The organism is Arthrobacter sp. DMZ02-1R (assembly GCF_057747935.1).
The window spans coordinates 1276429-1298459 of sequence record NZ_CM173230.1 but is presented as its reverse complement, the minus strand read 5'-3'; the positions used below and the strand labels follow the sequence as shown (position 1 = coordinate 1298459).

The window sequence follows — 22031 nt, the reverse complement described above, 5'->3', positions numbered from 1 at the left end:
TACCTCTCGGGGCTAGATTTGGAGAATGAGGCCGACTGGGCAGAACCCAACCTCGTGGTCCTCTGGCCCCGGCCCGGCGGCCACATACCCGATGGCCTGGAGTGTGTTTGGGCATGGGAGCATGCAGATATGACCCGACGACGAAGGCCGCTTCCCTCAAGGAGCTACAGCTCAACAGTTCAAGGACCCGGCGGGGACCCTGCCATCCTTATTGAGTCCTTGGAGGTCCGCCCGGGCCAGAAGATTTGCCTGACGTTCGAGAGCGCCGATCCTGCGTGGCGGCAAGGCCTGTTCCTAGGAACGGCCGGCTTGTTGTCCGTTGCCGGCGCCACCTCGCCTCAGCTGAATCTCTGGACAGACTCGGCCCCGCCCGAAGTCCTTATCGACGTTCTTGAGACGGACGGTTCCCTGGTTCTCTACAACATCTGGGATTCTGGCCGGGGACGCCGATCGCAAAGCCACACCTCAGGAATGATCCTGGAGCACCTTGCCGACAACGCGCGCCGGTACAGGTGCACAGACTTTGGATCAACCCCGGACTTCGGAAAGCTCGTATTCCGCATATCCTTCGACGACCGGTAGGCGTGGGCTGAGGACTTTGAATTTCATTCAGAGCGAGTCGGCGGCCCAGTTGGGCGGAAGCGCAGCATCCTCGTCGGTCATGAGCCGAACCTATCACCAGGTCAGACACAATACGGCTCCCTATCAAATTGGCTCAGCTGTCTCCTCTAGGCCTGGAAACCAAGAATTCTGGACACACGAGTCATGACGCACATCGATCGGAATAGGAGAAGGTTTTTGGCTGTCCGCAAAGGGATGGCGAGTTCAATCGGTCGTTGCAACACCCCTTTTGTTGTGAGGTGTTGTGCATGTTGTCGAAGAAGGAACGGATCGATAAGGAGGCCCGGTTCTGGGTGCTGATGGCCCAGGGCTCGACGCTGATCGCGGCGTGCGAGGCTGTAGGAGTGGATCGACGAACTGGGCGGCGTTGGCGCCAGGCGACCGGCGGGCGGATCCCGCGGAAGAAACCCGAACCTTCGGGCCGATACCTGTGCCTGGAGGACCGGCTGCAGATCGCGGATCTGCACATGTCCGGGACCAGTGTGCGGGCGATCGCGGAACAGATTGAGCGGTCGGCCTCGACAGTCAGTCGTGAGCTGCGCCGTAACGGCCCCGGGACGGGCGCGCGGGGACGGGGGAAGTATGCGCCGTATGCGGCGCAGAAACGAGCCGAGCTGCGCGGACGCCGGCCCAAGGCCAGCAAGTTCGATGACCCGGAACTGGCATCCTTGGTACAGGCCAGGTTGTGCGTGAAGTGGAGCCCTGAGCAGATCAGTGACGACCTCGCCATGACGTTCCCGGACCGGTCGGAGATGCGGGTGTGTCCCGAGACGATCTACCAGGCGTTGTATGTGCAGGGCCGCGGTCACCTGCGCGCGGACCTGCACCGACACTTGCGCACGGGCCGCGCCGTGAGGCGGCCAAGACGCTCCACCGGCAAGCGGGCGGGGAAGATCCCGGACATGATTTTGATCAGCGAACGACCCGCCGAGGTCGCCGACCGCGCCGTGCCCGGGCATTGGGAAGGGGATTTGGTGCTGGGGTCGAACTGCCGCTCGGCCATCGCCACCTTGGTGGAGCGCCAGACCCGGTTTACGATGCTGGTCCACCTGCCCGATGACCACGGCGCCATCGCTGTCCGTGACGGCCTGCTGGCGGCGATCAAGACCCTGCCGCAGCACCTGCGTAAGTCGCTGACCTGGGATCAGGGCACCGAGCTGGCCCAGCACCGCCAGATCACCGTGGCGACCAGGATGGACATCTACTTCTGCGACCCGCACTCACCCTGGCAGCGCGGAACCAACGAGAACACCAATGGGCTCTTGCGCCAGTACTTCCCAAAGGGCACCGACCTGTCCGCGCACTCACCCGAGCGGCTGCTCGAAGTCGCCGCCGAACTAAACGCCAGGCCCCGCAAGACCCTGGGCGGCATCACCCCCGCCCAGGCCATGGAACGGCTACTATTTGAACCAGAAAAACCCGCCGTTGCAACGACCGCCTGAATTCGCCGATCCTTTACCGGGCACCGTCGAGGCGAGTCAGCGCGCCGGAGGCTTCAATGGTTATCCGTGCTCGCTAGTCTCGGTGTGTGCCTGATTATCGGCAACACCCCAGCGTCGTCGCCCATTGGCTCGCCGGTTCGCTGGTTCGCTTCAGCCTCTTCCTGAAGCATTAGAGGCAACGGAGACCGTATGGTTTGCGCCGCCTCCACGGCCAGACACCGAGCATTACGAGACTGGGCGAACTCGGCCACCGACGTGTCGGTCGGCTTAGCTCGTCGCGTTTCGGTGGGAGTTTCCAACTGATCAAATAAGGACATCAAATGACCGACCACCCAACTAGATTTACCCTCCAGGAACTGTCCGAGGTGTTTGATGTGCTGGTACGCCACGTCGAAGAACGATACGGCCCAACGAGTGAGTTGGACTTGGACAATTTCTGGTCGATACCGGCCGCCGAGCTCTACGACGACTACGACAAGCCGAGTGAGCTCACCATAGGTCAACTCACTGAATCACTGGACAACATTCGAAGCGTTGCCGCAGATCCAGAGCACGCGATTCCTACGCTCTCGTGTGGTTGGGGGATATTCTGCGGGCCACTGGACACAAGTTGGTGAGCTAAATCGGGTAACAGGAGCACTAGCTCGAAGTGCGGCTACTCGATCCTGATATAGCTCACCGAAGGCAATGGGACCTCGCTCATGGCATGTTTGTTCGACTGCTAGTTGCAGCTGGGGGACCTTCTAGGACTTCTGCCTCATCATGGGGCAGCCTCAGCCGCGGTGAGAAGTCGACTTTCCAACTGTCGAGCTCAAAGAGGCCATCTTCCCGGTCCACGTACAAGGCCAGCGCGACGGGCACACCGTCTATGTCCTTGAACCAACCTTCGGCAATCGTTCGTCCATACCGAGAACGGCTTTTGCCCGAAGTGAAGCGGAGGCTACCCATTCCCCCATCATCCATGTCGGATGCTCTCAGCGCCCTCAGATCAACGGGCCCGCGGTCCCATTCCGTTGCTCGACTCAGAAGCACTGACAGGATCAAGACCTCACCATCTTCTAGTGGCCGTTCTTTCATTTGATGATCTTAATGCTCGGATCAAGTCATGGATATGTCCGTTGAACGGCAGCCCGTAAGCCGGTCGCTCACCGGGCACCCGACCTAAGGACACTGGCCAAACATACTTTCGTGTAAACCTCCGAGCCCAGACCTATCTGGCCCTGCGCCGAGCCTGATCGTGCCGAACTGACGCCGCGACACCATTTGTTGGATCACACTGGCGGCCATGGTTCGTTGATTAGGCGTCTGGCTTCCTCGACGATTTGCTTCCCATAGTGATCGCGACCCATTCGCCAGGACGGACTCCAGTCCTCCCACTCGCTCACCCTACCCATAAGTGGCGTAAGGGCAGCGGGCTGGCCGAGCTCGATCCATCCCCGGAACCAGATCAGCCTCCCCGCAACTTCTGGTTTCGCGCTCCCATCCACGATGGCCTCGCACAGCCAGCGGACCAGTTGCCATCGCTCACGTGCTTGGTCGATCGGGGCGGGCGGGGCCAGATTCAACTCGGCCGCGACGACGCGGAATAGGTCGTGTGCATCGCCCTCCTCCCGCCGCGACAGGCCAGCGAGGAGCGGGAGTGACGGCGAATCGACGCCGTCCAGCATGGCGCGTAGCGCAGTGTCAATGAGCACGTTTGAGCCTACGGTCTCGCCGAGCGCTTCCCGCGTGGCGAGCATTCGAAGATCCCTCAGCGCGTCCATGGGACTAGTTTCACAGAGTCACCGCCCAATTGCCTGGTCCATACGTTTTGGAGGACACGTACGTGACCTTCACTAGGACTATTGCCGTTTTGCGCCCGCGTCGCGAGATTCGGATCTGGTTTCAAGCCGATCCCTCACCGGACACCCTTTCTGGTGGGTCTAGCGTCCGACGGTCAAGGTCGTCGTAGTTTGGTCCGCGGCGGCGAACTGGTCCAGAACTTTGACGAGCCTGTCCAGGGTGTCGTCGCCGGCGCCGTGTGCGTCTGCCTCGACGACCTCAAGAATTGCCAGCGGCAGTTGACTGGCGACGTCGTAGGCGCTTCTCAAAGGTGATGCTATGTCCAGCCGACCCCGCAGGAAGTACGCCGGTACGCGGCGCAGCCGCTCTAGTACTACAGTCGCGTTTTTCCTGCGCGTCGGCGTTTTAACCGGGATTCGCCCTTCCGTGTTAATTCTTTCCGGTGGTGATGATATTTGCGTGGCGGATGTGCGGGAATGGGCCGATGGTTTGGTCGAGGTCGGGGAGCTGATCGGGGCGAGGTTCGCCCGGTCCGAGCCGCGGGCGAACGCGGTCGAGTATGTGCGGGGGCTGCTCTCTGAGGAGGAGCGGAAGAACTCCTGGACCCTCTCGGAGCGCGCCGGTCACCGGGTGCCGGACCGGATGCAGCGGCTGCTCTCGAGCACGGACTGGGACCCGGATGGGCTACGGGACGATCTGTGCTCTTACGTCGTGGAGAAGATCGGGGACCTGGACGGGGTGCTGGTCGTGGATGAGACCGGTTTTCTGAAGAAGGGCCGGCGGTCGGCCGGTGTCGCCCGCCAGTATTCGGGGACCGCGGGACGGGTGGAGAACTGCCAGATCGGCGTGTTCCTCACCTATGCCACCAGGCACGGCAGAACGTTCCTGGACCGGGAACTCTACCTGCCCAAGGAATGGACCGACGATCCGGGCCGGTGCGCGGGAGCCGGCATCGCGCAGGGCCGCGGGTTCAAGACCAAACCGGCCCTGGCCATCGACATGATCGAACGAGCCCTGGATGCCGGGGTTCGGGCGAAATGGGCAGCCGGAGACGCTGTCTACGGCCAGCACTCCGGACTGCGCCGCGCCTTGGAGGAACGCGGAATCTATTACGTCCTCGCGGTCCCGGTTTCCCAACGCGTCGTGGTCAAGGACGGTTCCTTCCTGGGCGTCGAGAAGCGCGCCGACGCGGCGGTCGCTGACGTGGCCCCGTCCTCGTGGCGGACCCGCTCGGCCGGCGACGGGTCCAAGGGAAACCGCCATTACGCCTGGGCCAGGGTAAGGATCAACGGCGCCGAAGACGGCCAGGCCGAGCACTGGCTGCTGGCCCGCCGCAACCTGGCCAACCCTCCGAGCTCGGGTACTTCATCTGCCACACCCCCAAACGCGTTGCACTGGCCGAGATGGCCCGGATCGCCGGGATTCGCTGGTCGATCGAAGAGACCTTCCAGACCGCCAAGGGCGAGGCCGGGCTCGACCACTACCAGGTCCGCCAGTACACCGGCTGGTACCGGCACAACGTCGCTGGCCCTTGTGGTGACCACCGCCCAGAGCACGAGCTCCGATACCCGGTCGGGATGCTCCACCGCGTAGACCCGGTGGCCATCGCCCGTGTCCAGCATTCCGGTGTCGTAGGGCTCCGAGATTGGGTGCAGCATGTTCAGATCCTACCGAGCCGCGAGTTCACGCAAGGGGTCCTCTCACATCGGGAAGAGAGATAGTCAACAGCAGCGCTGGTGCGGTTAGCGAGATCCGTCAGCGGCCAAGCACCGAATCCGCGATCTGCCGTGCGGCTTCGGCCGCCGTGATGTGTGTGGTGTCGACGACTTCGGCTTCATGGTGCAGCCAGCTATGGGCCGCCTCGGCGTATGGCTCCAGATACGCGAAGCGGAAGGTCGAGGGGCCGAGGTCTTTGTCGTTCTGTATGCGGTCGCGGAGCGTGGCTTGGTCAGCGTGGAGTACAAAGTGTTGGATTGGTATCCCGTGAGCGGTAAGACCAGTGCTGATTTCCCGCCAGTAGCTCTCGACCAAAACAGTCATTGGCATTACCAGCGTGCCTCCGGTGAACTCAAGCACGCGCCGCGCGGTTTCGACAACGAGCGGCCGCCATGGATCCCAGTGTTGGAAGTTACCCGTCGCAGGAAGTCCCGGATGGATGTCCATGAGCACCTCACCGACCTTCTCAGCGTCGAGGACACGCGCGTCGGGCAGCATCGGCTGCAAGAGGGCGCTCGTCGTCGTCTTTCCCGCTCCGTGGGTGCCGTTGAGCCAAACGATCATGGACCGACTCTAGTGCCATGAAGTGGCCCGCATACGGCGCCCGATAGCCAGTCGATTACCGTGCCGCGCAAGCCCACCGCCAAGTTTGTCGTTTTCAGCGGTCTAGGTTCGAGTAAGACGAGCTCGACTAGGTCTGGTCCTTTACCCCAGTTCCTGAGTATTTTCCGGGCACTGTCGTACTGCTCTGCCAGCGGAGCTCCCTGCTCAATAAGGGGGAGGGATCGATGATGAAATCCAGCATTGGATACAAGCCGTCCCGATCCGATCTAAAACCATCCAGGCCAGCAAGCCTCAATCCGAGTTGCTGCGCCCTGTCCAGGGCATCAAAAACTATCTCGATACAAATTAGAACTATTGATTCTCGGATGCTCACTTGTTCTGGGAACTCGGATGCCAGTGCTGAGATGAAGTCGTCTTCTGACAATCGTTTTTCCAATCAAACCTGGTGCAACGGGTCCTGACCAAAGCAGGCGCAGCTGACTCCAGATGAACGGCTCTCGGTATGGACGGTGGATTCATTCAATGTTGGTGGGCCGTGACGCACGGATTCGAAATTAGCGATCAAACGACCAAAGCCCTAAACCGCCTCCGGGTAGTGAGACGCACTTTTCCCTCTTCCTTCCGGCAAAAGTCCACGCCTCGTAGTCGTCGTCGGGATCCACTCTCAATTGGCTCCCATCACCAAACTCCAAGGAAGGCTCTCCGGCTACCTCATCGACAGTCGCCCTTCTGATGACTTCGTGGAGAAGCCTCAGTACTTGAGATGCGTTTCCACCAGAATGCTCAGGATCAAGGATTTGAATATCTCCGCTCGGGCTGCGGATCGACAATTCCGACTCAATGCGGATCTCGGCACCGTCGTCAGTCAGGAGGGTTATTGCAAAGTCGAATCCGATTCGGGAGACTTTCTGTCCTGCGATGCCAAGGTTCATTGAGTCCTCTCTTCGGTATGTCGTAGGTCCCGTCTGGCTTCGAAAACCCTAGCGCGGGATACATGTCACTTTTCCACAAACCACCCGGACGGTCCCGCGTCCCCAGCTGCACGGGACCGGCCGACCGTTTCGGCGACGGCCCAAGCAGCGCCTACCTTGACTTCGTATTCATCAGGAACCTGGCCGGCAAGTTCAGGGCATCGGCGTTCCGGAGGAGTACCACCGTCAAGGCTGGGCTACGGATATGGTCCGGGCACTCCTGGACCATTACCCGGAGGTCCACTTAGGTCCGCCCATAAGCCGGTCCCCCACCGGCCCAAGCGCCTCCCAAAATTTCCAGATCACGATCGCCGCGTTTCCGCGGCCGGCCGATTCCCGTAGGACCGGCCCGCAAAAATGCTCGGTGAAGGTGCCTCAACGCGACACGGAATAAGCCTGGTCGCCACGGACAACTGTGTCCACACCGGACATCTAGATCGCCCCGCCGGCGGTGGGCGGCGCGCCGGTGTCGTTCCCGCCGACGCCGACCTGCTCGCGGGCGACATAGTTCTCGATGTCGAAAAGATTGTCCGCGCGCTCCGCGATATTCAACAAAGTAGTCATCGAGGCCACTTCCTCCACCTGCTCCTTCAGGAACCAAAGCATGAATTGCTCGCCGAGGGGATCATTCTGTTCCCTCGCGGCACGGAAGAGTTCCTCGATATTGCGGGTAACTTCCTTTTCCTGGGCCAACGCCAAAGCAAGCGGCTCGCGCACATTGGCAAACTCGTTGCGGACGGCCGGAACTCCCGGAATCTCGACCGGCTGGTTGCGGTCCAACATGTACTGGACCATCATCATGGCGTGGTTGCGCTCTTCAAGTGATTGCCGATAGAAGTGTGCCGCCAGCTGCGGCAGGTCCTGGCCATCAAAGTACACCGCCACCGCGAGGTACTGCTGGGACGCAGCAAACTCGTTTCCAACCTGGGCGGACAGGAGCTCATTGAATGTCTTCTTTGCCATGCGCCCGATCCTACCCTTGGCGCTCGACCCCGGTATGTGCGGCCCGAACGGGAGCGAGCCCTATTGATTCCCACCCCGCAACAGCAGCGCACCAGCGTTGGCCGCGACGATCAGCGCAATCCCGGCCCACTGCCCAACATTGAGATCCTGATGCAGGCCTAGCGCTCCAATGATCGCTGCGAACACCGGATTGATGCTCATGAGCACCCCAAACAGCTGGGCAGGGACCCGGCGCAGCGCTATCAGATCTGCCACGTAGGGCAGCACGGAGGCCAGGATGCCCGCACTGACGGCGCAGATGATGGCAAAGCCGTCCAGCGGCTGGCTCACAAAGATCACGACGGCGACCGGTAGGTACAGCGTTGCCGATACTCCGGTTGCGGCTGCTGTCCCTTGAATACCCTGGATGCGTTGTCCGACGGTTCGGTTCAGCAGGATGTAGAAAGCCCAGCTGCAGGCGGCGACGAGTCCGAGACCGATGCCGGCATAGTCCATGGACGCGTCCGGCTGGGTAATCGCGACCACGCCGGCACCCGCGGCAACAGCACACACGGCGCTGCCCTTCCGGCGCGAACTGAGCAGGGCGACGGCCAAGGGTCCCAGGAATTCCAGCGTCACGGCCAGTCCCAGCCCGATCCGCTGGATGGATGCGTACAGGCAGAGGTTCATCGTCCCGAACACCACGGCAAGGAGGAGCACAGGCCACCATTGCCGCCAACTGAGCTCGCGCAGCCGCGGACGAACGATGGGCAGGAGCACCGCTGCGGCCACGAGTTGGCGGACCGCAACAACCCCCAGGGGTCCCATGACGGGGAATGCGAGGGAGCCGGTCGCGGCACCCAACTGGTTGGACAGCGAACTGGCCACAAGCGTTGCCACGCCGCCCGCCTTTCGCGACGGCGACCCTGCGGACCCGATGGCTGCTGCATTGGTCTCGATCATGAGGGAATTCTGCGCCCCGGCCCACATCCCCAAAAAATGCATGGATAGTCCTATTTATACGGTGAGTGCATGAATATGATGGTGCCATGGGCGTGGAGTTAAGGCAGTTGCGCTGCCTGGTGGCAGTAGTCGAGGAGGGCAGCTTCACCGACGCTGCCATCGAACTCCTGATGTCCCAGGCGGCAGTGTCCCGCAACATCGCAGCACTCGAGCACACGGTCGGCGCGAGGCTCGTTGAACGCACCACTCGGAGCGTGGCCCTGACCCCCAGCGGCGAGCGGGTGCTGTCCAAGGCGCGGCGCCTGCTCTCGCTCCTCGCGGAGCTGGAGCAGGAGGCACGGGCAGGAACGGGGAAAATACGGATCGGCTACGCGTGGTCCGCCTTGGGAGAGCACACCACCGAGTTCCAGCGGCGGTGGGCCGCCACGTTCGCCGACACGGAACTTCAGTTGATCCACTCAAACAGCCCGACGGCGGGGCTCACCGACGGGACCACCGACCTCGCCATCCTTCGGCGCCTGCCGGAAGCGGCCGCCGTCGGGCACGTCCGCATTGGTGCGGAAAAGCGCTACTGTGTCATGTCCTCGGAGGATCCTCTGGCGCCCAGGCGGACGGTGACGCTCGCGCAAATTGCCCAGCGGCCGGTGGCGATGGATCTCCGTACAGGCAGCACCACCCTTGAGCTCTGGCCCGAGCACGGTCGCCCGCAGGAGGTGATCGCGATTCACGACGTCGACGACTGGCTGACGCTGATCGGCAGCGGTGCGGCGCGCGGCATCACCGCCGAGTCGACGGTGCACCAGTATCGACGGCGGGGCCTCGTCTACCGTCCGGTGCGCGATGCCCCGCCCGTCCCCGTCTATGCGGCCTGGTCGAAGAAGGACCCGCCGCGGGAGCGCGAACGCATTGTTGAGTTGCTGGCAGGGTTATATGGCTGACACACGCTTCAGAGCCAGAGAACAAGCCCGACGCCGGCTGCTGCGGCACCGACACATGCGGCCATAGTGCCCACTCCGTTGAGGAGGGCCAGACCAGTCCGGCCGCTCTGGATAAGCCTGACAGTCTCCAGGCTTGCCGTACTGAAGGTCGTGTATCCGCCAAGGAATCCGGTGCCGAGAATCAACTGAAGGGATTCGGGAGCCTGATGTGCCATGACCAGACCGGCCAAGATTCCCATGAGTAGTGAGCCGGAGACGTTGATGAAGATGGTGCCCAGCGGCAGGGCGGTCCTGGCCCGGGAGCGGACCACGCCATCCACCACAAAGCGGGCAGCCGCCCCTGCGCCGCCCGCGAGCGCAATCAGAAGGACGGTCATGGCTGGGCCTCCCGCCTTTGTTGGGCGGACTTGTGCCGGAACGCTCCAAGCCAGATACCCAGGGTTGTGGCCGCGGCACCACCGAACAGGCTGGCAGCCAGGTACCACAGCGCGTCCATTCCCCGGCCGGCGCCGCAGAGATGGACCGAGTCCAGTGCCAGGGTGCTGTAGGTGGTGTAGGCCCCCAGGAAACCACTCCCGATGCCGAGCCGGGCAACCCGGCGGAGTCCGGCGTCGGGCCCGCTCCGAGCGAGGGCCTCGAGGAGCCAGCCCAGCGCGAGCGCACCGGACAGATTGATAAGCAAAGTGGGCAGCGGCCACGCGTCCGGCGCCGGAACGGCCATGCCAAACCCGTAGCGGCTCAAAGCGCCGAGGATTCCTCCGGCCGCCACGAGGAGGACGAACCGCCCGTGCAGATGGAGCGGGCGGTGCGTGTGCCGGTCCGGTGGTGCAGTCTGGGTTTTGGCTCCCGGCGGCGCGGTGCTGCTTTCCTTCATTGATCCCTGCTTGCGTCGTGACGGCCCAAGGGAACCATGAGCACGGGGCAGTTTTGGCGATGGGCCAGGTGCAACGCTACCGATCCAGTGACCAGTCCTTCAAACTTCGGACCGAGTCCATGTTCCTTGGTGCCAACGACGATCATGGAAGCGTTGATACTCGCGGCATAGCGGCCCAATGACCTCGCAGGCTCGCCTGCGAGTGTGACAAATGACCACCGCACACCCGTTCCGTCGAGTTGATCCGCGATGCGGGACTGCAGCGACTCCGATATGGCCGCGGCGTCGTCGTCGATTCCGTCAGGATCGATCGGCTGGGCCACCAGATGCCCATCCCGGTCCCCTGCCGCCGGAAAGCTCGTGACGTCAACGAAGGCCAGAACCAGCTCCAATCCGGCGGCAAGAGCTACTGCCACGGCCCTCTCAACCACCATGGCAGGCTGCTTCGGGAGCACACCGGCCAGTACCGGTCCGGTCAATCGGGCGGGGCTGCCCTTGGCCAGCGGCGTGTCCTCGCCACGGGGGTTGCTCATGGGGCTCTCCAAAGGTCCGGGTTGTCAGGATATGGGTTCTTCGATCTTGCTCCAGTATGGTCGCCGAAGACTGGCGTTGTCCCAAGCGCTAGGCGAGAATGTCGATATGTGCGGTCGGTTCAGTGTCGGTTTCGAAGCAGACTATCTCTCAAGGAAGCTGGGTGCTGTGCTGCGGGGTGATACCGACTACCCTTCGCCAACGCTCCAGATCAATCCGACTGACCCTGTGGTCTTCCTGAGAGGGCGGGCGGGGGAAGGCTCAGTCGGACGGGAGCTCGCGGCCGGGCGGTGGGGCTTGGTTCCATCATTTTCAAAGTCCTTCGATTCGAAGGTACCCACCTGGAATGCGCGTTCGGAAACCGCTGGGGCAATCCCGGTGTTCAAAGCTTCCCTGCCGAAGTGGCGGGCCGTAGTCCCGGCTTCTGCCTACTACGAGTGGAAGAAGTCGGGGCCTGGCCGCAAGGATCCCAAGCAGCGCTACATCGTCGAACCGCAGGATGAGCTGATTACCTTCGCCGGTTTGTTTGCGCCGTGGCGTGACGAGAGCATCGCGGACAAGTCAGCGCCCGGAGCGTGGCGTCTGTCCTGCTCGATCCTGACCATGGATTCCCCTCCGGAAGGCGTTCACGAGAGACTGCACAATTTGCATGATCGGATTCCGGTGCCAATTTCTGCGGACATGATCGACGATTGGGTCGACCCCAAGGAAACCCGGGGCCAGGCCCTGTTGGATGCCGTTCTTGGGGATGCGTATGGCTTGGCGTCGTCATGGACGATGAGGCCCGTAGAGCTGGTGGACGACAACACCAAGTTGGTGGACGTCGCGAACCCGGCCGCCTGAATCATCGCTCGCAGCGTTCAACGCTCGTAGCGCAGTTCGGCCCGCACGTCCGTGTCTTTCAGCCAGGTCAACCTCGTGGCCGATCCGAAGGGGTTCGGCCACCATTGCACCAACACTTTGCCCTCCGCCGTCCGGGTGACCATGGCCGGAACGTATTGAAGGTATTTCGGCCATACAAGCTTGGCGATGACGGGAACCCTTGAAACGGTGGACAGCGGCTCCGTTTGACGCGGAGGCGGGGCGCCAACTGAGTTCAGGGGCGCGGGATACTCGGGCTGGTCAGACATGCCCGCATACTACTGCGAGGCATCGACAATATGGAGGGATTCCGCGGCGTACTCCAGAGCGGCCGCCTCTGCGGAACCCACTTCGACAAGTTCTTGGAGGCCGCCAAGAAAACCAATCACCATGTGCACGAAGGCCGGCTTTCCGCCGCAGAAGAGAGAAGCCACTCGTCAACTGTCCCGCCCTCACAACAAGCGTCTGAGACTGTCGCGAATCAGACATTCGCTACTTGCCTGGTGGGGCCGGGTAGATGTTACTGGGAATGCAGACGGTTCGGGATCTTGGCAGGACATGCGCATCAACATCCGGGGGGGGCGGCAAAGAGCACTCACGGGCGTCCCTGCGAGTCTCGCTGTCGTCTTGGTCCTGAGCTGGGCAACGTGACAGGCACAGTCACAACACCAACAATCTGTATATTCGCTTGACAATTTCAGTCATCCAATGAGTGGATAAAACTATGACCAATACCGCAAGGACCAATGAGATTGCCTTTGATCCGACCCCATTTCCACACGCTGTCATTGATGACCTGTGGGACGGTGAGCTCCTGGAGCGTGTGATTCGAGAGTATCCGAGCTTCGAAGATTCTCGTTGGATACGGTATGGAGACCCGGAGCATGAAGAGAAGCTCGAGGGCCCGGAGGAGATGTTCGGCGACGCGACACGTGAGTTGGTGAGGCACATTGCGGGTCTTTCCAGCGACGTGAGCGAGTCCCTGGGTTTGCCTGAGCTCCTTCTTTCCACAGAGGGTGGCGGCTACCACATCACCCAGCCCGGAGGCGGGTTGGCTGTCCATGCAGATTTCAACCGAAGCGAGAGCGGCTTGTACCGCCGCGTAAATGTAATCATTTACCTGAATACCGACGAGGAAAAACTCGATGGCGGCGAATTGGAACTGTGGGGTGGCTCAGGGCCTGTCGCGCAAGTCGTTCCGAGGTTCAACCGCACATTGCTTTTCGAGACCAGCGACCATTCATTCCACGGACACCCCGCGCCTTTGAGAGGTCAAAACTTTCGGCGCAGTTTCGCCGCATATTTCTTCTCCAAAGCTGCGCCCGCCGGGTACAACGGCGACCACAGCACGGTGTGGCATCCGATGGGAAAGCGTGTGGTCGCGTGATACGCAGAGGCGTCATCGTCGGATTCGGTTTCATTGGCCAAGGACATTTGCGAGGATATCAAAGCGGCCTCGAAGTCCAGATAGTAGGGGTTTGCGATACATCGCCGTCCAGGCGGAGGGCGGCTGAGGCCCAAGGTCTGCCTGCCTTTGCTGATATTTACGAATGCCTTCGGAAAACGGCGCCGGATTTCATTGATATCTGTACCCCTCCGAGTAGCCACCGTGACTATATGGAGGTGGCACTCGATCAGGACGTCCACGCGTTGTGTGAGAAGCCCATGTTCGCTGCCGGGGACATCCGGGAGGAGGATATCTACACCGCTGCAGTTTCCGGTCACACTGTTATTTTCCCTGCACACAACTACCGTCATGCTCCCGTCTTGAAGAGGATCGCCGAACTTCGGAGATCCGCTGTCGGAAACTCCTTGTTTGGCCATATGGAAACCAGGCGGGTAGGGCACGCCCGCGGCATCGCCGACTGGAATCCTGACTGGAGACGGGATGAAGGACTGTCCCTGGGCGGTATCCTCATCGATCACGGCCCCCACACGTTCTATGTCGCCGAGTTACTGGCAGAATCCTTCATAGAGGCCGTTTCGTGCTCGCTCTACTACACCGACGATTTCCCAACAACGGATGACTCCGCGCTGATCAGACTCAAGTTCCGTAATTCCGCCGAATTTTCGGTTGTTCTCACATGGGGTGCAGGGCTTCGTGAGACGCAGTACAACGTGACGTACGAGAACGGCCATGCATCCGTTGTCGGAGACGAACTGGAATTTAGATCAGGAGACCAAGTCCATTCGCAGACAGTCACCTCGGATTTCAATGACGCGAGCCACTCGCAGTGGTTTGCAGGACTCTACCGTGAGTTCGCAGCCGCAATGGACGGAGACGGCGTGCGCTACACCCGACTCGAGGAAGCTTGGCGTATCCGGCAGACTTTGCTTTCAGCACAAATCTCGGCAAGTGAAGGCGGAGTCTGGCGCGCTCTTGGCGCCTGCGAACAACCGAGTCTGACCATTGGCAATTAGGAGCGAAGCGGGTCTTTCCGGAGAGCGCTGAAGTACGATGCCCGCGCCTTCACCAGGGGAACAGTCCTGCCAAACGACGGCAACAGGGTTCCGTTCTATCCCCAGTACGCGGCACGGGCCAGTGGCCAGTTCCTTTGGGACAGGGATGGCAACAAGTACCTCGACTACGTCCTTGGCTACGGACCCGTCATCCTCGGCCACAACGACCCGGAGGTAAAACAGGCAGTCCGGGACGCCCTGGATCGCGACGCTGCCCACTGCATGGCACCATTGTGGCCGGCCGAACAGGTGGAACTGACGGAGCTCCTCACCCAGGTGATACCCAATGCAGAAAGCGCCATGCTCCTCAAGACAGGATCAGACGCCACTTCTGCCGCCGTCAGAGTCTCTCGGATCTGGACCGGCAGAGACATCGTTCTGCGCTCCGGGTACAACGGATGGCACGACTGGTCCGTTGAGCAGGCAGCCGGGGTACCCGACGCCGTTCGGGCGCTCACCCTCGAATTCGACAGCGCAGATCTCGGTCAGTTGGAGTCTTTGCTTCAGGCGCACCGAGGCAACGTCGCCTGTGTTGTGACGACACCATTCGATGAGGAGGTTCTGCCGGCGGGCCACCTTCAGAAGCTGGCCGTGATTGTCAGAGAACATGATGCGCTCCTTGTCCTCGATGAGATGAGAAGCGGGTTCCGCATGGATGTCGGAGGGGCCCAGTCGTTCTTTGGCATACGCCCGGACCTGGCGACCTACAGCAAGGCGATTGCCAACGGATACTCCATATCCGCCCTTGTAGGACGAAGAGATATTCTCGGGAGCCTCTCCCGGACCAAGGTCTCGTCGACGTTCTTTGCCAGCCCCCTGGAAATGATCGCCGCCATGACCACGATCCGCAAGATCGTACGCGAAGACGTCGTCCCCAAGATCTGGGACCTCGGAACCCGGTTCATCAAGGGCTTGAAGGAGATCGTCGCCTCCGAAGGGCTGCCTGCCGACGTCGTGGGCTACCCGCCGGTTCCATTTCTGAAATTCAATGAAGGTCACGGGATGCTCGCGGCACGGTTCAGTGAAGAATGCGCGAAGGAAGGGGTCCTGATACATCCGGGCCACCAGTGGTTTATCAGTGCGGCTCACACCGTTGACGATATAGAGCACACACTCTCTGTCATGGAACTGGCGGGCCGGAGAGTAGCCCGGCTATGAGCGATGAGGAATTGCTGGCCCTTGTGACGGAAGCGATCCTTGCCGTGGCGGAAATCGCGCCGCAGCCCTCGGAGGCCTCGACCGACAAACCCGTCAATGCCCAAGGGGACTCGGTCAACAACCTGGACCTAGAGTCCCATCACGTGATCTCGCAGGTACTGGAGCGCGGCGGGGTATGCGCTGTGTCCGAGGAAGACCAGTTCCCACCCGCGGTGGAGGGGAACCTTGTCGCATACATCGACCCCATCGACGGGAGTAAGAATTGGGAATCAGGGAGGGGCCCATACGGTCCAAGTATCTGCATCCTGGACCGTCAAGGACCCTTGGTTGCCGCTGTGCTAGAAATCCGAAGCGGCAGACTGGTCACTGCGGTGCGAAACGCCGGATATCGTGTGGTCCGGAACCCAACGAAAGATCCAGGAGCCAGTAGGTCCAACATCCTTGGCGGCGATTATCTGCGCGACAACCACCAGCCCCCTGCCTGTTCCGGGGCTACCGCCCACGATCTGTGCGACCTGGCTTTGCAGCGGATGGACGTGTACATGGACCTCACAAACACCGTCTATCCGTGGGACTACCTTGGCGGCCTGCTGATCCTTGAGGAAGCCGGCGGACACTGCGAAGACAGGTATGGGCGGCCGCTGGTCCCCGAACCCGGTGAAAAGTTCACACGTCAACTCCTGGCCATCGGACCCGGCCTGAGAAATTCCCTTTGGCTCGCTGAAAAAACGAAGGACTCACTTTGAAAATCGGCATCCTGGCCCCGCCCTGGGACATCCCCCCGAAGGACTACGGCGGTTTGGAAAACGCCATCGACGTATTGGCAAGAGCGTTCAAAGTCGCCGGACATGAGGTCTATCTTTGGTCCTCAAAGGATTCAACGTGCCCTGTACATGTCGGAGGAACACTAGCGGCAGAACACGGAGATGCACCGTGGCACTCCGCGCCCGAGGAAGTGGACCACGTGATCCGAGGGTATACCTGGCTTCGCGAGCGCGGCGTCGACATCATCCACGACCACACCTATGTCGGACCCTTGCTCTCAGACTCCGTTCCGCAGATACCTGTCGTTGTCACCAATTCCCTACCGTTCGGTGCCCCGATTCCCGGCGCCACGCATCCTGATATGTCCGAGATCTACCGCCACATCGCTAGGACTGTTCCTGTCATAGCCCTGACGAACGATCATGCAAAGGGCGCGACCTTCCCCGTGACCTCCGTCATCGCGCACGGGACTGACTTCGGTACCTCCTACCTCGGCGGTGGAGGAGGAGACGAAGACGGCAAATACGTCGCAGTTCTCGGGAGGATGGCTGAAGAAAAAGGCATAGCCGAGTCCATCATGGCGGCCGTCAGAAGCGGTAACCGGGTCAAAGTGGCTGCGCGCATGGAAGAACCCGGAGAACGTGCATACTTCCGCGAAAGAGTCGAACCCCTGTTGGAAAAAGGAACCGTGGAGTTCATCGGGGCTGTCGGACCCAGCGAACGGACCAGACTCCTGAAAAATGCATCCTGCATGGTGAACCTCATCAAATGGCCAGAACCCTTCGGGCTCGTCATGATCGAAGCGATGGCCACGGGTACTCCCGTGGTCGGGACTGGGCTCGGATCAGTACCTGAGCTGGTATCCGATGGGCGGACTGGATACATCGCAGATCCGCACAAGGACCCCCACGAACTGATTTCCAAGGCCAGTAAACTTGACCGCCGCCGAGTATGGGAGACCGCTAAGTTGCGGTTCGACAGTGCAGTATGCGCCAAGAACCACCTTTCGCTTTATCGAAAGATCATCGAGAAAAGAGGCCGAGAATGACAGATGGAGCTACCGTCTCGGTCGTCCTGGTGAACTGGAACAGCGCCCAAGACTGCAGAGAATGCATAGTGGCGATCTCCCGGGAAGAGACCCGGGCGCGGGACCTTGAATTCATTGTCGTAGACAACGCCTCAGAGCTCCCGCTGGACGGGATTGAGGCACTCGCGAACGACGGCCTAAACGTCAATGTGTTTCCCCAGAAGACAAACCTAGGCTATGGTCGGGCATGCAATGTCGGTGCCCAGCATTCCTCCGGCGATTTCCTACTCTTCGTGAACCCAGACGTCCTACCCACCGGCGGCCTGATCGACGGGATGCTCGGCCAGTTGGCTTCGGATCCCGAGATCGGTTGCATCGGGGTCAGGCACGAATTCCCGGACGGTTCACTGCAATGGAGCACCGACGACCTCCCCTCTCTTGCCAACGATGTCGTGCATCTATCCCCCCTACATCTCCTCCCCGGCTTCAGGCAGTCAGCCAGAAAATACCGGCGCTGGTCAGCACATGACGAGGACGCCGACGTCGGGTGGGTCAACGGTGCGTGTTTCATGATGCGCGCCGCGACCTTCAAGGACGTGGGCGGTTTTGACGACAGGTTCTTCCTCTTCGCCGAAGAACTGGACCTGTGCCACCGGGTCTGGAAGGCCGGGTACCGGGTGCGATTCTTGGCCTCACCCGTGGTGATCCATCACCTTGGGGGCAGCTTCGGCTACAAATCCACCAGGCTCCACCGCCTTGCCCTCCTGAACCAGGCGATGCTCCGCTATTACTCAATACACAAAAGCACGCCGGAATACGCAGTGCTGAATCTCTCCATCCGGGCAACCGCTGTCGCCAGCATCGCCGCGGCGGCCGGCCTGACCCTCTTGGACCGTGTCAGGCCGCGTCGCTTCTCCGACCAAGTCTGGGAACACCTGTGCCAGGGCGAAGCCGGCATAAAGGCGACGGATTCCATACGCGCCTGGTGGAGAGTCCTCATGATGCGCAGAAACAGTGAGGTGCGACCGTGATCGACACACTCAAACGAGGAACCGGGAGAGTGCTGGCACAGTACAGCATCCTCTTCACGGCCGAAGGTGCCAAGAAACTGATGGTCTTCAGCGCATTGGCGCGGTTGGGCGCAGCGATGATCGGCGTGTCCGTCATTGCCATGATCGCCTTCCGCGGACGGGGCTTCGAAGTCAGTGGCGCCGTGACCTTCGCAGGCCTGATGTCCCTTGCGATATATGGACCGATCATCGGGCGCCAAATCGACAAAGGCAACCCACGGACCGTCATCCTGACCGCAAGTATCTTTGCCGCTGCCTGCCTGATTGCTCTCACAGCACTGACATACGCCGGGGCACCCATGTGGGCCATGATGCTCGTCTACATCGGCTTCGGGGTACAGCCCCAGGTCGGGGGAATAGTACGCGCGCAATGGGTGAGGCTGCTCTCCGATGATCATTCCGCAGTCCGGACCGCGAATGCTTACGAACAGATCGTGGAAGAGTCCTGCTATCTCGCCGGACCTGCTCTGGCCGGTCTGTTGAGTGCCCTGGTGTTTCCCGAAGCAGGAACGCTACTAGCAGCACTCCTTTTCCTCATAGGAGCAGTCGGCGTTGCGGCACTTGTTTCCACCGGCAAGAACCCCCAAAGCGCAGCCAACAACGCCTGCCGCGCTCGTCACGGCACCGTAAGCAACCCGGTGCCGTGGAAGGAACTCATCCCTCTTGCCTTTGCCGCAGGATCCCTCGGAGGCATCTTCGGATCCTACGACATCGTAGCCATCGCCTACGGAGATTCCCTGGACCAGCGGGGGCTCGGAGGTGTGCTGATAGGAATATTCGCCGCCGGCTCGCTGTGCGGCGGTCTCGTTGCCGGTGCCATTAGGACAACGCGGCATCCGTCCCACCAGATGCTTATTTGCATGGCGGGGCTATCGGTTTCATTGGTTCTGGCAACATTTTCGGGCTTCACCGCTGCCCAAGGGGTCCTCGCCTTCACCGCCGGATGTTTCGTGGCCCCCGGCCTGTCGGCGGGCATGACCTGGTGCCAAATGATCGTAAGAGATAACCAGCTTGTCCAGGGGATGTCGGTAGTAACGACAGGAATAATGTTCTTCGTCTCCATAGGTTCCTGGGCGGGCGGCATCGCAGCTGACAATCTCGTTTTCCCCTTGCCGTTCATCACAAGTGCGTTCTTCGCAATTTTGGGAACGGTCCTCACGGCCGCGATTGGATATCGCAGTATCAGAACGAGAGTTGGCGAAAGCCAGGAAGAGAATGATGTCTCAAGTAATCACCCAAAATAATGCCCTCAACTACCTCTCCCGCGTGACCCGGCCACATTACTTTCACTGCGTGGAACAGGCGGCGAAACAAGCCAAAGCCCTGGGCCTGCCTTCCATATCAGTCCTCGAAGTCGGGGTGGCCGGCGGAGCCGGCCTAAAGGCCCTCGAGCGTATTGCCGACATTGTGTCCCAACGCCACCACCTGAACATAGAGGTCTATGGTTTCGACACAGGCGAGGGTCTGCCCGACCCCAAGGGCTACCGCGACCTGCCTTACCACTGGAAAACAGGTTTCTACAAGATGGACGTGGAAAAACTCAAAAGAACGCTCATCGGAACGAAGCTCGTACTGGGCGACGTTAAAGAAACCATGCCCGAATTCTTCAATAAATATCAACCTTCACCCATAGGTGCGGTGATGATCGATGTTGACTTCTACTCCTCCACAGTAGACGCGCTGCGATTCTCCGAAGCGTCCTCGGAGTTCAGGATTCCCCGTATATTCTGTTACTTCGATGACGTCATTGGCGGACCCATCGAGCTGTACAACGAGTACACCGGAGAGCTTGCGGCGATCCGGCAATTTAACGAAAAGAACGACACGAAAAAGCTGTCCAAAGTGAGGTATCTCAGAAGCAGACTCTTCAGCCGCGAGTGGCACGACCAGATCTATGCCCTGCATGATTTCGTGCATCCTCTCTATGGCCAATTCGTCAGCGAGCAACGACAGGAACTGCCGCTGCCGGCCTTCTTAGCCCGGCGCTGATCGGCTGCGCTGCAGCCATAAAGAAGGCTTCCGACCGGGCCGCTGCAGCGATCCGGCATCACCGCGAAGCACAAGCAGATCCAAATACCTACCCCGCCAGCACCTCAAAACCACCCAAACCGCTCTCAAAGGAGTTCCGTGTCTTCACATCCGATTCGTGTCGCCATTGTCGGTGTAGGTAACTGCGCCGCTTCGCTGGTCCAAGGTGTCCACTACTATCGCGATGCCGACCCCCAGGCCACGATTCCGGGTCTGATGCATGTTGAGTTCGGCAAGTACCACGTCAACGATGTCCAGTTCGTCGCTGCTTTCGATGTCGACAGCAAGAAGGTCGGCCTCGACCTTGCCGACGCAATCGGCGCCAGCGAGAACAACACCATTAAGATCGCCGATGTCCCTTCTACTGGCGTTACCGTGCAGCGGGGCCACACCCTGGACGGCCTGGGCAAGTACTACCGCGAGACCATCGTCGAGGCTCCGGAAGGGGCAGTGGACATCGTCGCCGCACTGCGCGAAGCCAAGGCCGACGTCATGGTCTGCTACCTGCCGGTTGGTTCCGAGGAAGCGGCGCACTTCTACGCGCAGTGCGCCATCGATGCTGGCGTCGCCTTCGTCAACGCGTTGCCCGTGTTCATCGCAGGCACCAAGGAGTGGGCAGACAAGTTCACCACGGCTGGTGTGCCGATCGTGGGCGATGACATCAAGAGCCAGATCGGCGCCACCATCACGCACCGCGTCATGGCCAAGCTCTTCGAAGACCGCGGCGTCACCCTGGACCGCACGTACCAGCTGAACGTCGGCGGCAACATGGACTTCAAGAACATGCTCGAGCGCGACCGCCTGGAATCCAAGAAGATCTCCAAGACCCAGGCCGTGACCTCAAATGTCGAGGCCAAGCTCCACGCAGACGACGTCCACATCGGCCCGTCCGACTACGTCGCCTGGCTCGATGACCGCAAGTGGGCGTTCGTCCGCCTCGAAGGCCGCAACTTCGGCGATGCTCCGGTATCGCTGGAGTACAAGCTTGAGGTCTGGGACTCCCCGAACTCCGCCGGCGTGATCATCGACGCCATCCGCGCCGCCAAGATCGGCCTGGACCGTGGCATCGGCGGCCCGCTGCTCTCCGCTTCCAGCTACTTCATGAAGTCCCCGCCGGAGCAGTTCAACGACGACCTCGCCCGCGAAAAGGTCGAAGCCTTCATCCGGGGCGACGAAACTGCCTGAAAGAGAAATGAGAGTGACTCCCGCCGCCAGCAGCGAGGACGTCCTCACCCCGTAACCGCGGCCGAGACCGTCGTCCGCATCACCGTCGGAAATGTCCGCCTCGTGGGCGGCGCCCTGTCGCACTCAGGCGCCT

General features: G+C 60.9%; 27 protein-coding genes and 1 pseudogene. 15 read left to right on the top strand and 13 right to left on the bottom strand.

Annotation, left to right across the window (positions count from 1 at the left end):
- The first annotated feature begins 129 nt into the window (after nt 1–129).
- The 3 genes from AC3ANQ_RS06290 (at nt 130) to AC3ANQ_RS06280 (ending at nt 2680) form a co-directional block, all read left to right on the top strand.
- Nucleotides 130–582 carry a hypothetical protein gene (locus tag AC3ANQ_RS06290; protein ID WP_488304297.1) on the top strand — a complete coding sequence of 151 codons (453 nt, stop codon included), beginning with the start codon at nt 130–132 and terminating at the stop codon, nt 580–582.
- A 287-nt stretch (nt 583–869) separates the two neighbouring features.
- Nucleotides 870–2063 carry an IS30 family transposase gene (locus tag AC3ANQ_RS06285; protein WP_488304296.1) on the top strand — a complete coding sequence of 398 codons (1194 nt, stop codon included), beginning with the start codon at nt 870–872 and terminating at the stop codon, nt 2061–2063.
- A 320-nt stretch (nt 2064–2383) separates the two neighbouring features.
- Entirely contained in the window at nt 2384–2680 is a 297-nt protein-coding gene (locus AC3ANQ_RS06280; protein ID WP_488304295.1) for a hypothetical protein, read from the top strand.
- Nucleotides 2681–2762: 82 nt separating this feature from the next.
- On the opposite strand, the gene AC3ANQ_RS06275 is transcribed toward AC3ANQ_RS06280, so the two are convergent.
- The 3 genes from AC3ANQ_RS06275 to AC3ANQ_RS06265 form a co-directional block, all read right to left on the bottom strand.
- Complete coding sequence (locus AC3ANQ_RS06275) at nt 2763–3140, bottom strand: DUF6984 family protein (protein WP_488304294.1); 378 nt, start codon at nt 3138–3140, stop codon at nt 2763–2765.
- A 194-nt stretch (nt 3141–3334) separates the two neighbouring features.
- Nucleotides 3335–3826: a hypothetical protein gene (locus AC3ANQ_RS06270; protein WP_488304293.1), complete on the bottom strand. Its 492-nt coding sequence runs from the start codon at nt 3824–3826 to the stop codon at nt 3335–3337.
- A 159-nt stretch (nt 3827–3985) separates the two neighbouring features.
- A complete protein-coding gene (locus AC3ANQ_RS06265; RefSeq protein ID WP_488304292.1) occupies nt 3986–4153 on the bottom strand; it encodes a hypothetical protein in 168 nt (55 codons plus the stop codon).
- A 151-nt stretch (nt 4154–4304) separates the two neighbouring features.
- Between AC3ANQ_RS06265 and AC3ANQ_RS06260 the strand changes: the two are divergent.
- Nucleotides 4305–5362 (top strand): annotated as a pseudogene (locus tag AC3ANQ_RS06260) (IS701 family transposase); the annotation flags it as partial.
- Nucleotides 5363–5600: 238 nt separating this feature from the next.
- On the opposite strand, the gene AC3ANQ_RS06255 reads toward AC3ANQ_RS06260, so the two are convergent.
- The 5 genes from AC3ANQ_RS06255 to AC3ANQ_RS06235 form a co-directional block, all read right to left on the bottom strand.
- Complete coding sequence (locus tag AC3ANQ_RS06255; protein WP_488304291.1) at nt 5601–6125, bottom strand: AAA family ATPase; 525 nt, start codon at nt 6123–6125, stop codon at nt 5601–5603.
- Nucleotides 6126–6252: 127 nt separating this feature from the next.
- Complete coding sequence (locus AC3ANQ_RS06250) at nt 6253–6549, bottom strand: hypothetical protein (protein ID WP_488304290.1); 297 nt, start codon at nt 6547–6549, stop codon at nt 6253–6255.
- A gap of 130 nt (nt 6550–6679) precedes the next feature.
- Nucleotides 6680–7057 (bottom strand): DUF6188 family protein, encoded by a 378-nt coding sequence (locus AC3ANQ_RS06245; protein WP_488304289.1) that lies wholly within the window; start codon nt 7055–7057, stop codon nt 6680–6682.
- A 471-nt stretch (nt 7058–7528) separates the two neighbouring features.
- Nucleotides 7529–8059 (bottom strand): ferritin, encoded by a 531-nt coding sequence (locus tag AC3ANQ_RS06240; RefSeq protein WP_488304288.1) that lies wholly within the window; start codon nt 8057–8059, stop codon nt 7529–7531.
- 60 nt (nt 8060–8119) lie between these two features.
- Nucleotides 8120–9001, bottom strand: coding sequence for an EamA family transporter (locus AC3ANQ_RS06235; protein ID WP_488304287.1), 882 nt, complete (start codon nt 8999–9001; stop codon nt 8120–8122).
- Nucleotides 9002–9066: 65 nt separating this feature from the next.
- Between AC3ANQ_RS06235 and AC3ANQ_RS06230 the strand changes: the two genes are divergently transcribed.
- Complete coding sequence (locus AC3ANQ_RS06230) at nt 9067–9939, top strand: LysR family transcriptional regulator (protein ID WP_488304286.1); 873 nt, start codon at nt 9067–9069, stop codon at nt 9937–9939.
- Between the two features lie 8 nt (nt 9940–9947).
- Here the strand turns inward: AC3ANQ_RS06230 and crcB are convergent, their stop codons facing one another.
- From crcB to AC3ANQ_RS06215, 3 genes are read right to left on the bottom strand one after another with little or no spacing between them, the layout of a single operon-like run.
- Nucleotides 9948–10316, bottom strand: a complete 369-nt coding sequence (gene crcB, locus AC3ANQ_RS06225) for a fluoride efflux transporter CrcB (protein WP_488304285.1) — start codon at nt 10314–10316, stop codon at nt 9948–9950.
- The gene (locus tag AC3ANQ_RS06220; protein WP_488304284.1) at nt 10313–10813 is read right to left on the bottom strand and encodes a fluoride efflux transporter FluC; all 501 of its coding nucleotides are present in this window, start codon (nt 10811–10813) and stop codon (nt 10313–10315) included. The genes crcB and AC3ANQ_RS06220 overlap by 4 nt, the downstream gene beginning before the upstream one ends.
- Nucleotides 10810–11346, bottom strand: coding sequence for a universal stress protein (locus AC3ANQ_RS06215; protein ID WP_488304283.1), 537 nt, complete (start codon nt 11344–11346; stop codon nt 10810–10812). The genes AC3ANQ_RS06220 and AC3ANQ_RS06215 overlap by 4 nt, the downstream gene beginning before the upstream one ends.
- Here AC3ANQ_RS06215 and AC3ANQ_RS06210 point away from each other — a divergent pair.
- Nucleotides 11246–12187, top strand: a complete 942-nt coding sequence (locus AC3ANQ_RS06210; protein ID WP_488304282.1) for an SOS response-associated peptidase — start codon at nt 11246–11248, stop codon at nt 12185–12187. The two genes, AC3ANQ_RS06215 and AC3ANQ_RS06210, sit on opposite strands and share 101 nt — an antisense overlap.
- A 17-nt stretch (nt 12188–12204) precedes the next feature.
- Here the strand turns inward: AC3ANQ_RS06210 and AC3ANQ_RS06205 are convergent, their stop codons facing one another.
- Both AC3ANQ_RS06205 and AC3ANQ_RS06200 read right to left on the bottom strand, forming a co-directional pair.
- Nucleotides 12205–12474, bottom strand: a complete 270-nt coding sequence (locus AC3ANQ_RS06205) for a hypothetical protein (protein ID WP_488304281.1) — start codon at nt 12472–12474, stop codon at nt 12205–12207.
- A gap of 9 nt (nt 12475–12483) precedes the next feature.
- Nucleotides 12484–12639, bottom strand: coding sequence for a hypothetical protein (locus tag AC3ANQ_RS06200; protein ID WP_488304280.1), 156 nt, complete (start codon nt 12637–12639; stop codon nt 12484–12486).
- Between the two features lie 290 nt (nt 12640–12929).
- On the opposite strand from AC3ANQ_RS06200, the gene AC3ANQ_RS06195 reads away from it, so the two are divergent.
- From AC3ANQ_RS06195 to AC3ANQ_RS06155, 9 genes are all read left to right on the top strand, one after another.
- Nucleotides 12930–13592, top strand: a complete 663-nt coding sequence (locus tag AC3ANQ_RS06195) for a 2OG-Fe(II) oxygenase (protein WP_488304279.1) — start codon at nt 12930–12932, stop codon at nt 13590–13592.
- Entirely contained in the window at nt 13559–14626 is a 1068-nt protein-coding gene (locus tag AC3ANQ_RS06190) for a Gfo/Idh/MocA family oxidoreductase (protein WP_488304278.1), read from the top strand. Before AC3ANQ_RS06195 ends, AC3ANQ_RS06190 begins: the two co-directional genes overlap by 34 nt.
- A gap of 27 nt (nt 14627–14653) precedes the next feature.
- The gene (locus AC3ANQ_RS06185; RefSeq protein ID WP_488305268.1) at nt 14654–15823 is read left to right on the top strand and encodes an aminotransferase class III-fold pyridoxal phosphate-dependent enzyme; all 1170 of its coding nucleotides are present in this window, start codon (nt 14654–14656) and stop codon (nt 15821–15823) included.
- A complete protein-coding gene (locus tag AC3ANQ_RS06180; RefSeq protein ID WP_488304277.1) occupies nt 15820–16569 on the top strand; it encodes an inositol monophosphatase family protein in 750 nt (249 codons plus the stop codon). Before AC3ANQ_RS06185 ends, AC3ANQ_RS06180 begins: the two co-directional genes overlap by 4 nt.
- 53 nt (nt 16570–16622) lie before the next feature.
- Nucleotides 16623–17636: a glycosyltransferase gene (locus AC3ANQ_RS06175; protein WP_488304276.1), complete on the top strand. Its 1014-nt coding sequence runs from the start codon at nt 16623–16625 to the stop codon at nt 17634–17636.
- Entirely contained in the window at nt 17633–18646 is a 1014-nt protein-coding gene (locus tag AC3ANQ_RS06170; RefSeq protein ID WP_488304275.1) for a glycosyltransferase family 2 protein, read from the top strand. Before AC3ANQ_RS06175 ends, AC3ANQ_RS06170 begins: the two co-directional genes overlap by 4 nt.
- A complete protein-coding gene (locus AC3ANQ_RS06165) occupies nt 18643–19929 on the top strand; it encodes an MFS transporter (protein WP_488304274.1) in 1287 nt (428 codons plus the stop codon). The genes AC3ANQ_RS06170 and AC3ANQ_RS06165 overlap by 4 nt, the downstream gene beginning before the upstream one ends.
- The gene (locus AC3ANQ_RS06160; protein ID WP_488304273.1) at nt 19901–20674 is read left to right on the top strand and encodes a hypothetical protein; all 774 of its coding nucleotides are present in this window, start codon (nt 19901–19903) and stop codon (nt 20672–20674) included. The genes AC3ANQ_RS06165 and AC3ANQ_RS06160 overlap by 29 nt, the downstream gene beginning before the upstream one ends.
- 138 nt (nt 20675–20812) lie before the next feature.
- On the top strand, nt 20813–21898 hold the full coding sequence (locus tag AC3ANQ_RS06155) for an inositol-3-phosphate synthase (protein WP_488304272.1): 1086 nt from the start codon (nt 20813–20815) through the stop codon (nt 21896–21898).
- The last annotated feature ends 133 nt before the right edge of the window (nt 21899–22031 follow it).

Excerpts from the sequence above, each read along its gene's own strand:
- AC3ANQ_RS06285 (WP_488304296.1), top strand. The coding sequence starts at position 870 with ATGTTGTCGAAGAAGGAACGGATCGATAAGGAGGCCCGGTTCTGGGTG.
- AC3ANQ_RS06290 (WP_488304297.1), top strand. The coding sequence starts at position 130 with ATGACCCGACGACGAAGGCCGCTTCCCTCAAGGAGCTACAGCTCAACA.
- AC3ANQ_RS06220 (WP_488304284.1), bottom strand. The coding sequence starts at position 10,813 with ATGAAGGAAAGCAGCACCGCGCCGCCGGGAGCCAAAACCCAGACTGCA.
- AC3ANQ_RS06245 (WP_488304289.1), bottom strand. The coding sequence starts at position 7,057 with ATGAACCTTGGCATCGCAGGACAGAAAGTCTCCCGAATCGGATTCGAC.
- AC3ANQ_RS06235 (WP_488304287.1), bottom strand. The coding sequence starts at position 9,001 with ATGATCGAGACCAATGCAGCAGCCATCGGGTCCGCAGGGTCGCCGTCG.
- AC3ANQ_RS06270 (WP_488304293.1), bottom strand. The coding sequence starts at position 3,826 with ATGGACGCGCTGAGGGATCTTCGAATGCTCGCCACGCGGGAAGCGCTC.
- AC3ANQ_RS06195 (WP_488304279.1), top strand. The coding sequence starts at position 12,930 with ATGACCAATACCGCAAGGACCAATGAGATTGCCTTTGATCCGACCCCA.
- AC3ANQ_RS06255 (WP_488304291.1), bottom strand. The coding sequence starts at position 6,125 with ATGATCGTTTGGCTCAACGGCACCCACGGAGCGGGAAAGACGACGACG.
- AC3ANQ_RS06240 (WP_488304288.1), bottom strand. The coding sequence starts at position 8,059 with ATGGCAAAGAAGACATTCAATGAGCTCCTGTCCGCCCAGGTTGGAAAC.
- AC3ANQ_RS06170 (WP_488304275.1), top strand. The coding sequence starts at position 17,633 with ATGACAGATGGAGCTACCGTCTCGGTCGTCCTGGTGAACTGGAACAGC.
- crcB (WP_488304285.1), bottom strand. The coding sequence starts at position 10,316 with ATGACCGTCCTTCTGATTGCGCTCGCGGGCGGCGCAGGGGCGGCTGCC.
- AC3ANQ_RS06180 (WP_488304277.1), top strand. The coding sequence starts at position 15,820 with ATGAGCGATGAGGAATTGCTGGCCCTTGTGACGGAAGCGATCCTTGCC.
- AC3ANQ_RS06160 (WP_488304273.1), top strand. The coding sequence starts at position 19,901 with ATGATGTCTCAAGTAATCACCCAAAATAATGCCCTCAACTACCTCTCC.
- AC3ANQ_RS06280 (WP_488304295.1), top strand. The coding sequence starts at position 2,384 with ATGACCGACCACCCAACTAGATTTACCCTCCAGGAACTGTCCGAGGTG.
- AC3ANQ_RS06210 (WP_488304282.1), top strand. The coding sequence starts at position 11,246 with ATGGCAGGCTGCTTCGGGAGCACACCGGCCAGTACCGGTCCGGTCAAT.
- AC3ANQ_RS06205 (WP_488304281.1), bottom strand. The coding sequence starts at position 12,474 with ATGTCTGACCAGCCCGAGTATCCCGCGCCCCTGAACTCAGTTGGCGCC.
- AC3ANQ_RS06275 (WP_488304294.1), bottom strand. The coding sequence starts at position 3,140 with ATGAAAGAACGGCCACTAGAAGATGGTGAGGTCTTGATCCTGTCAGTG.
- AC3ANQ_RS06215 (WP_488304283.1), bottom strand. The coding sequence starts at position 11,346 with ATGAGCAACCCCCGTGGCGAGGACACGCCGCTGGCCAAGGGCAGCCCC.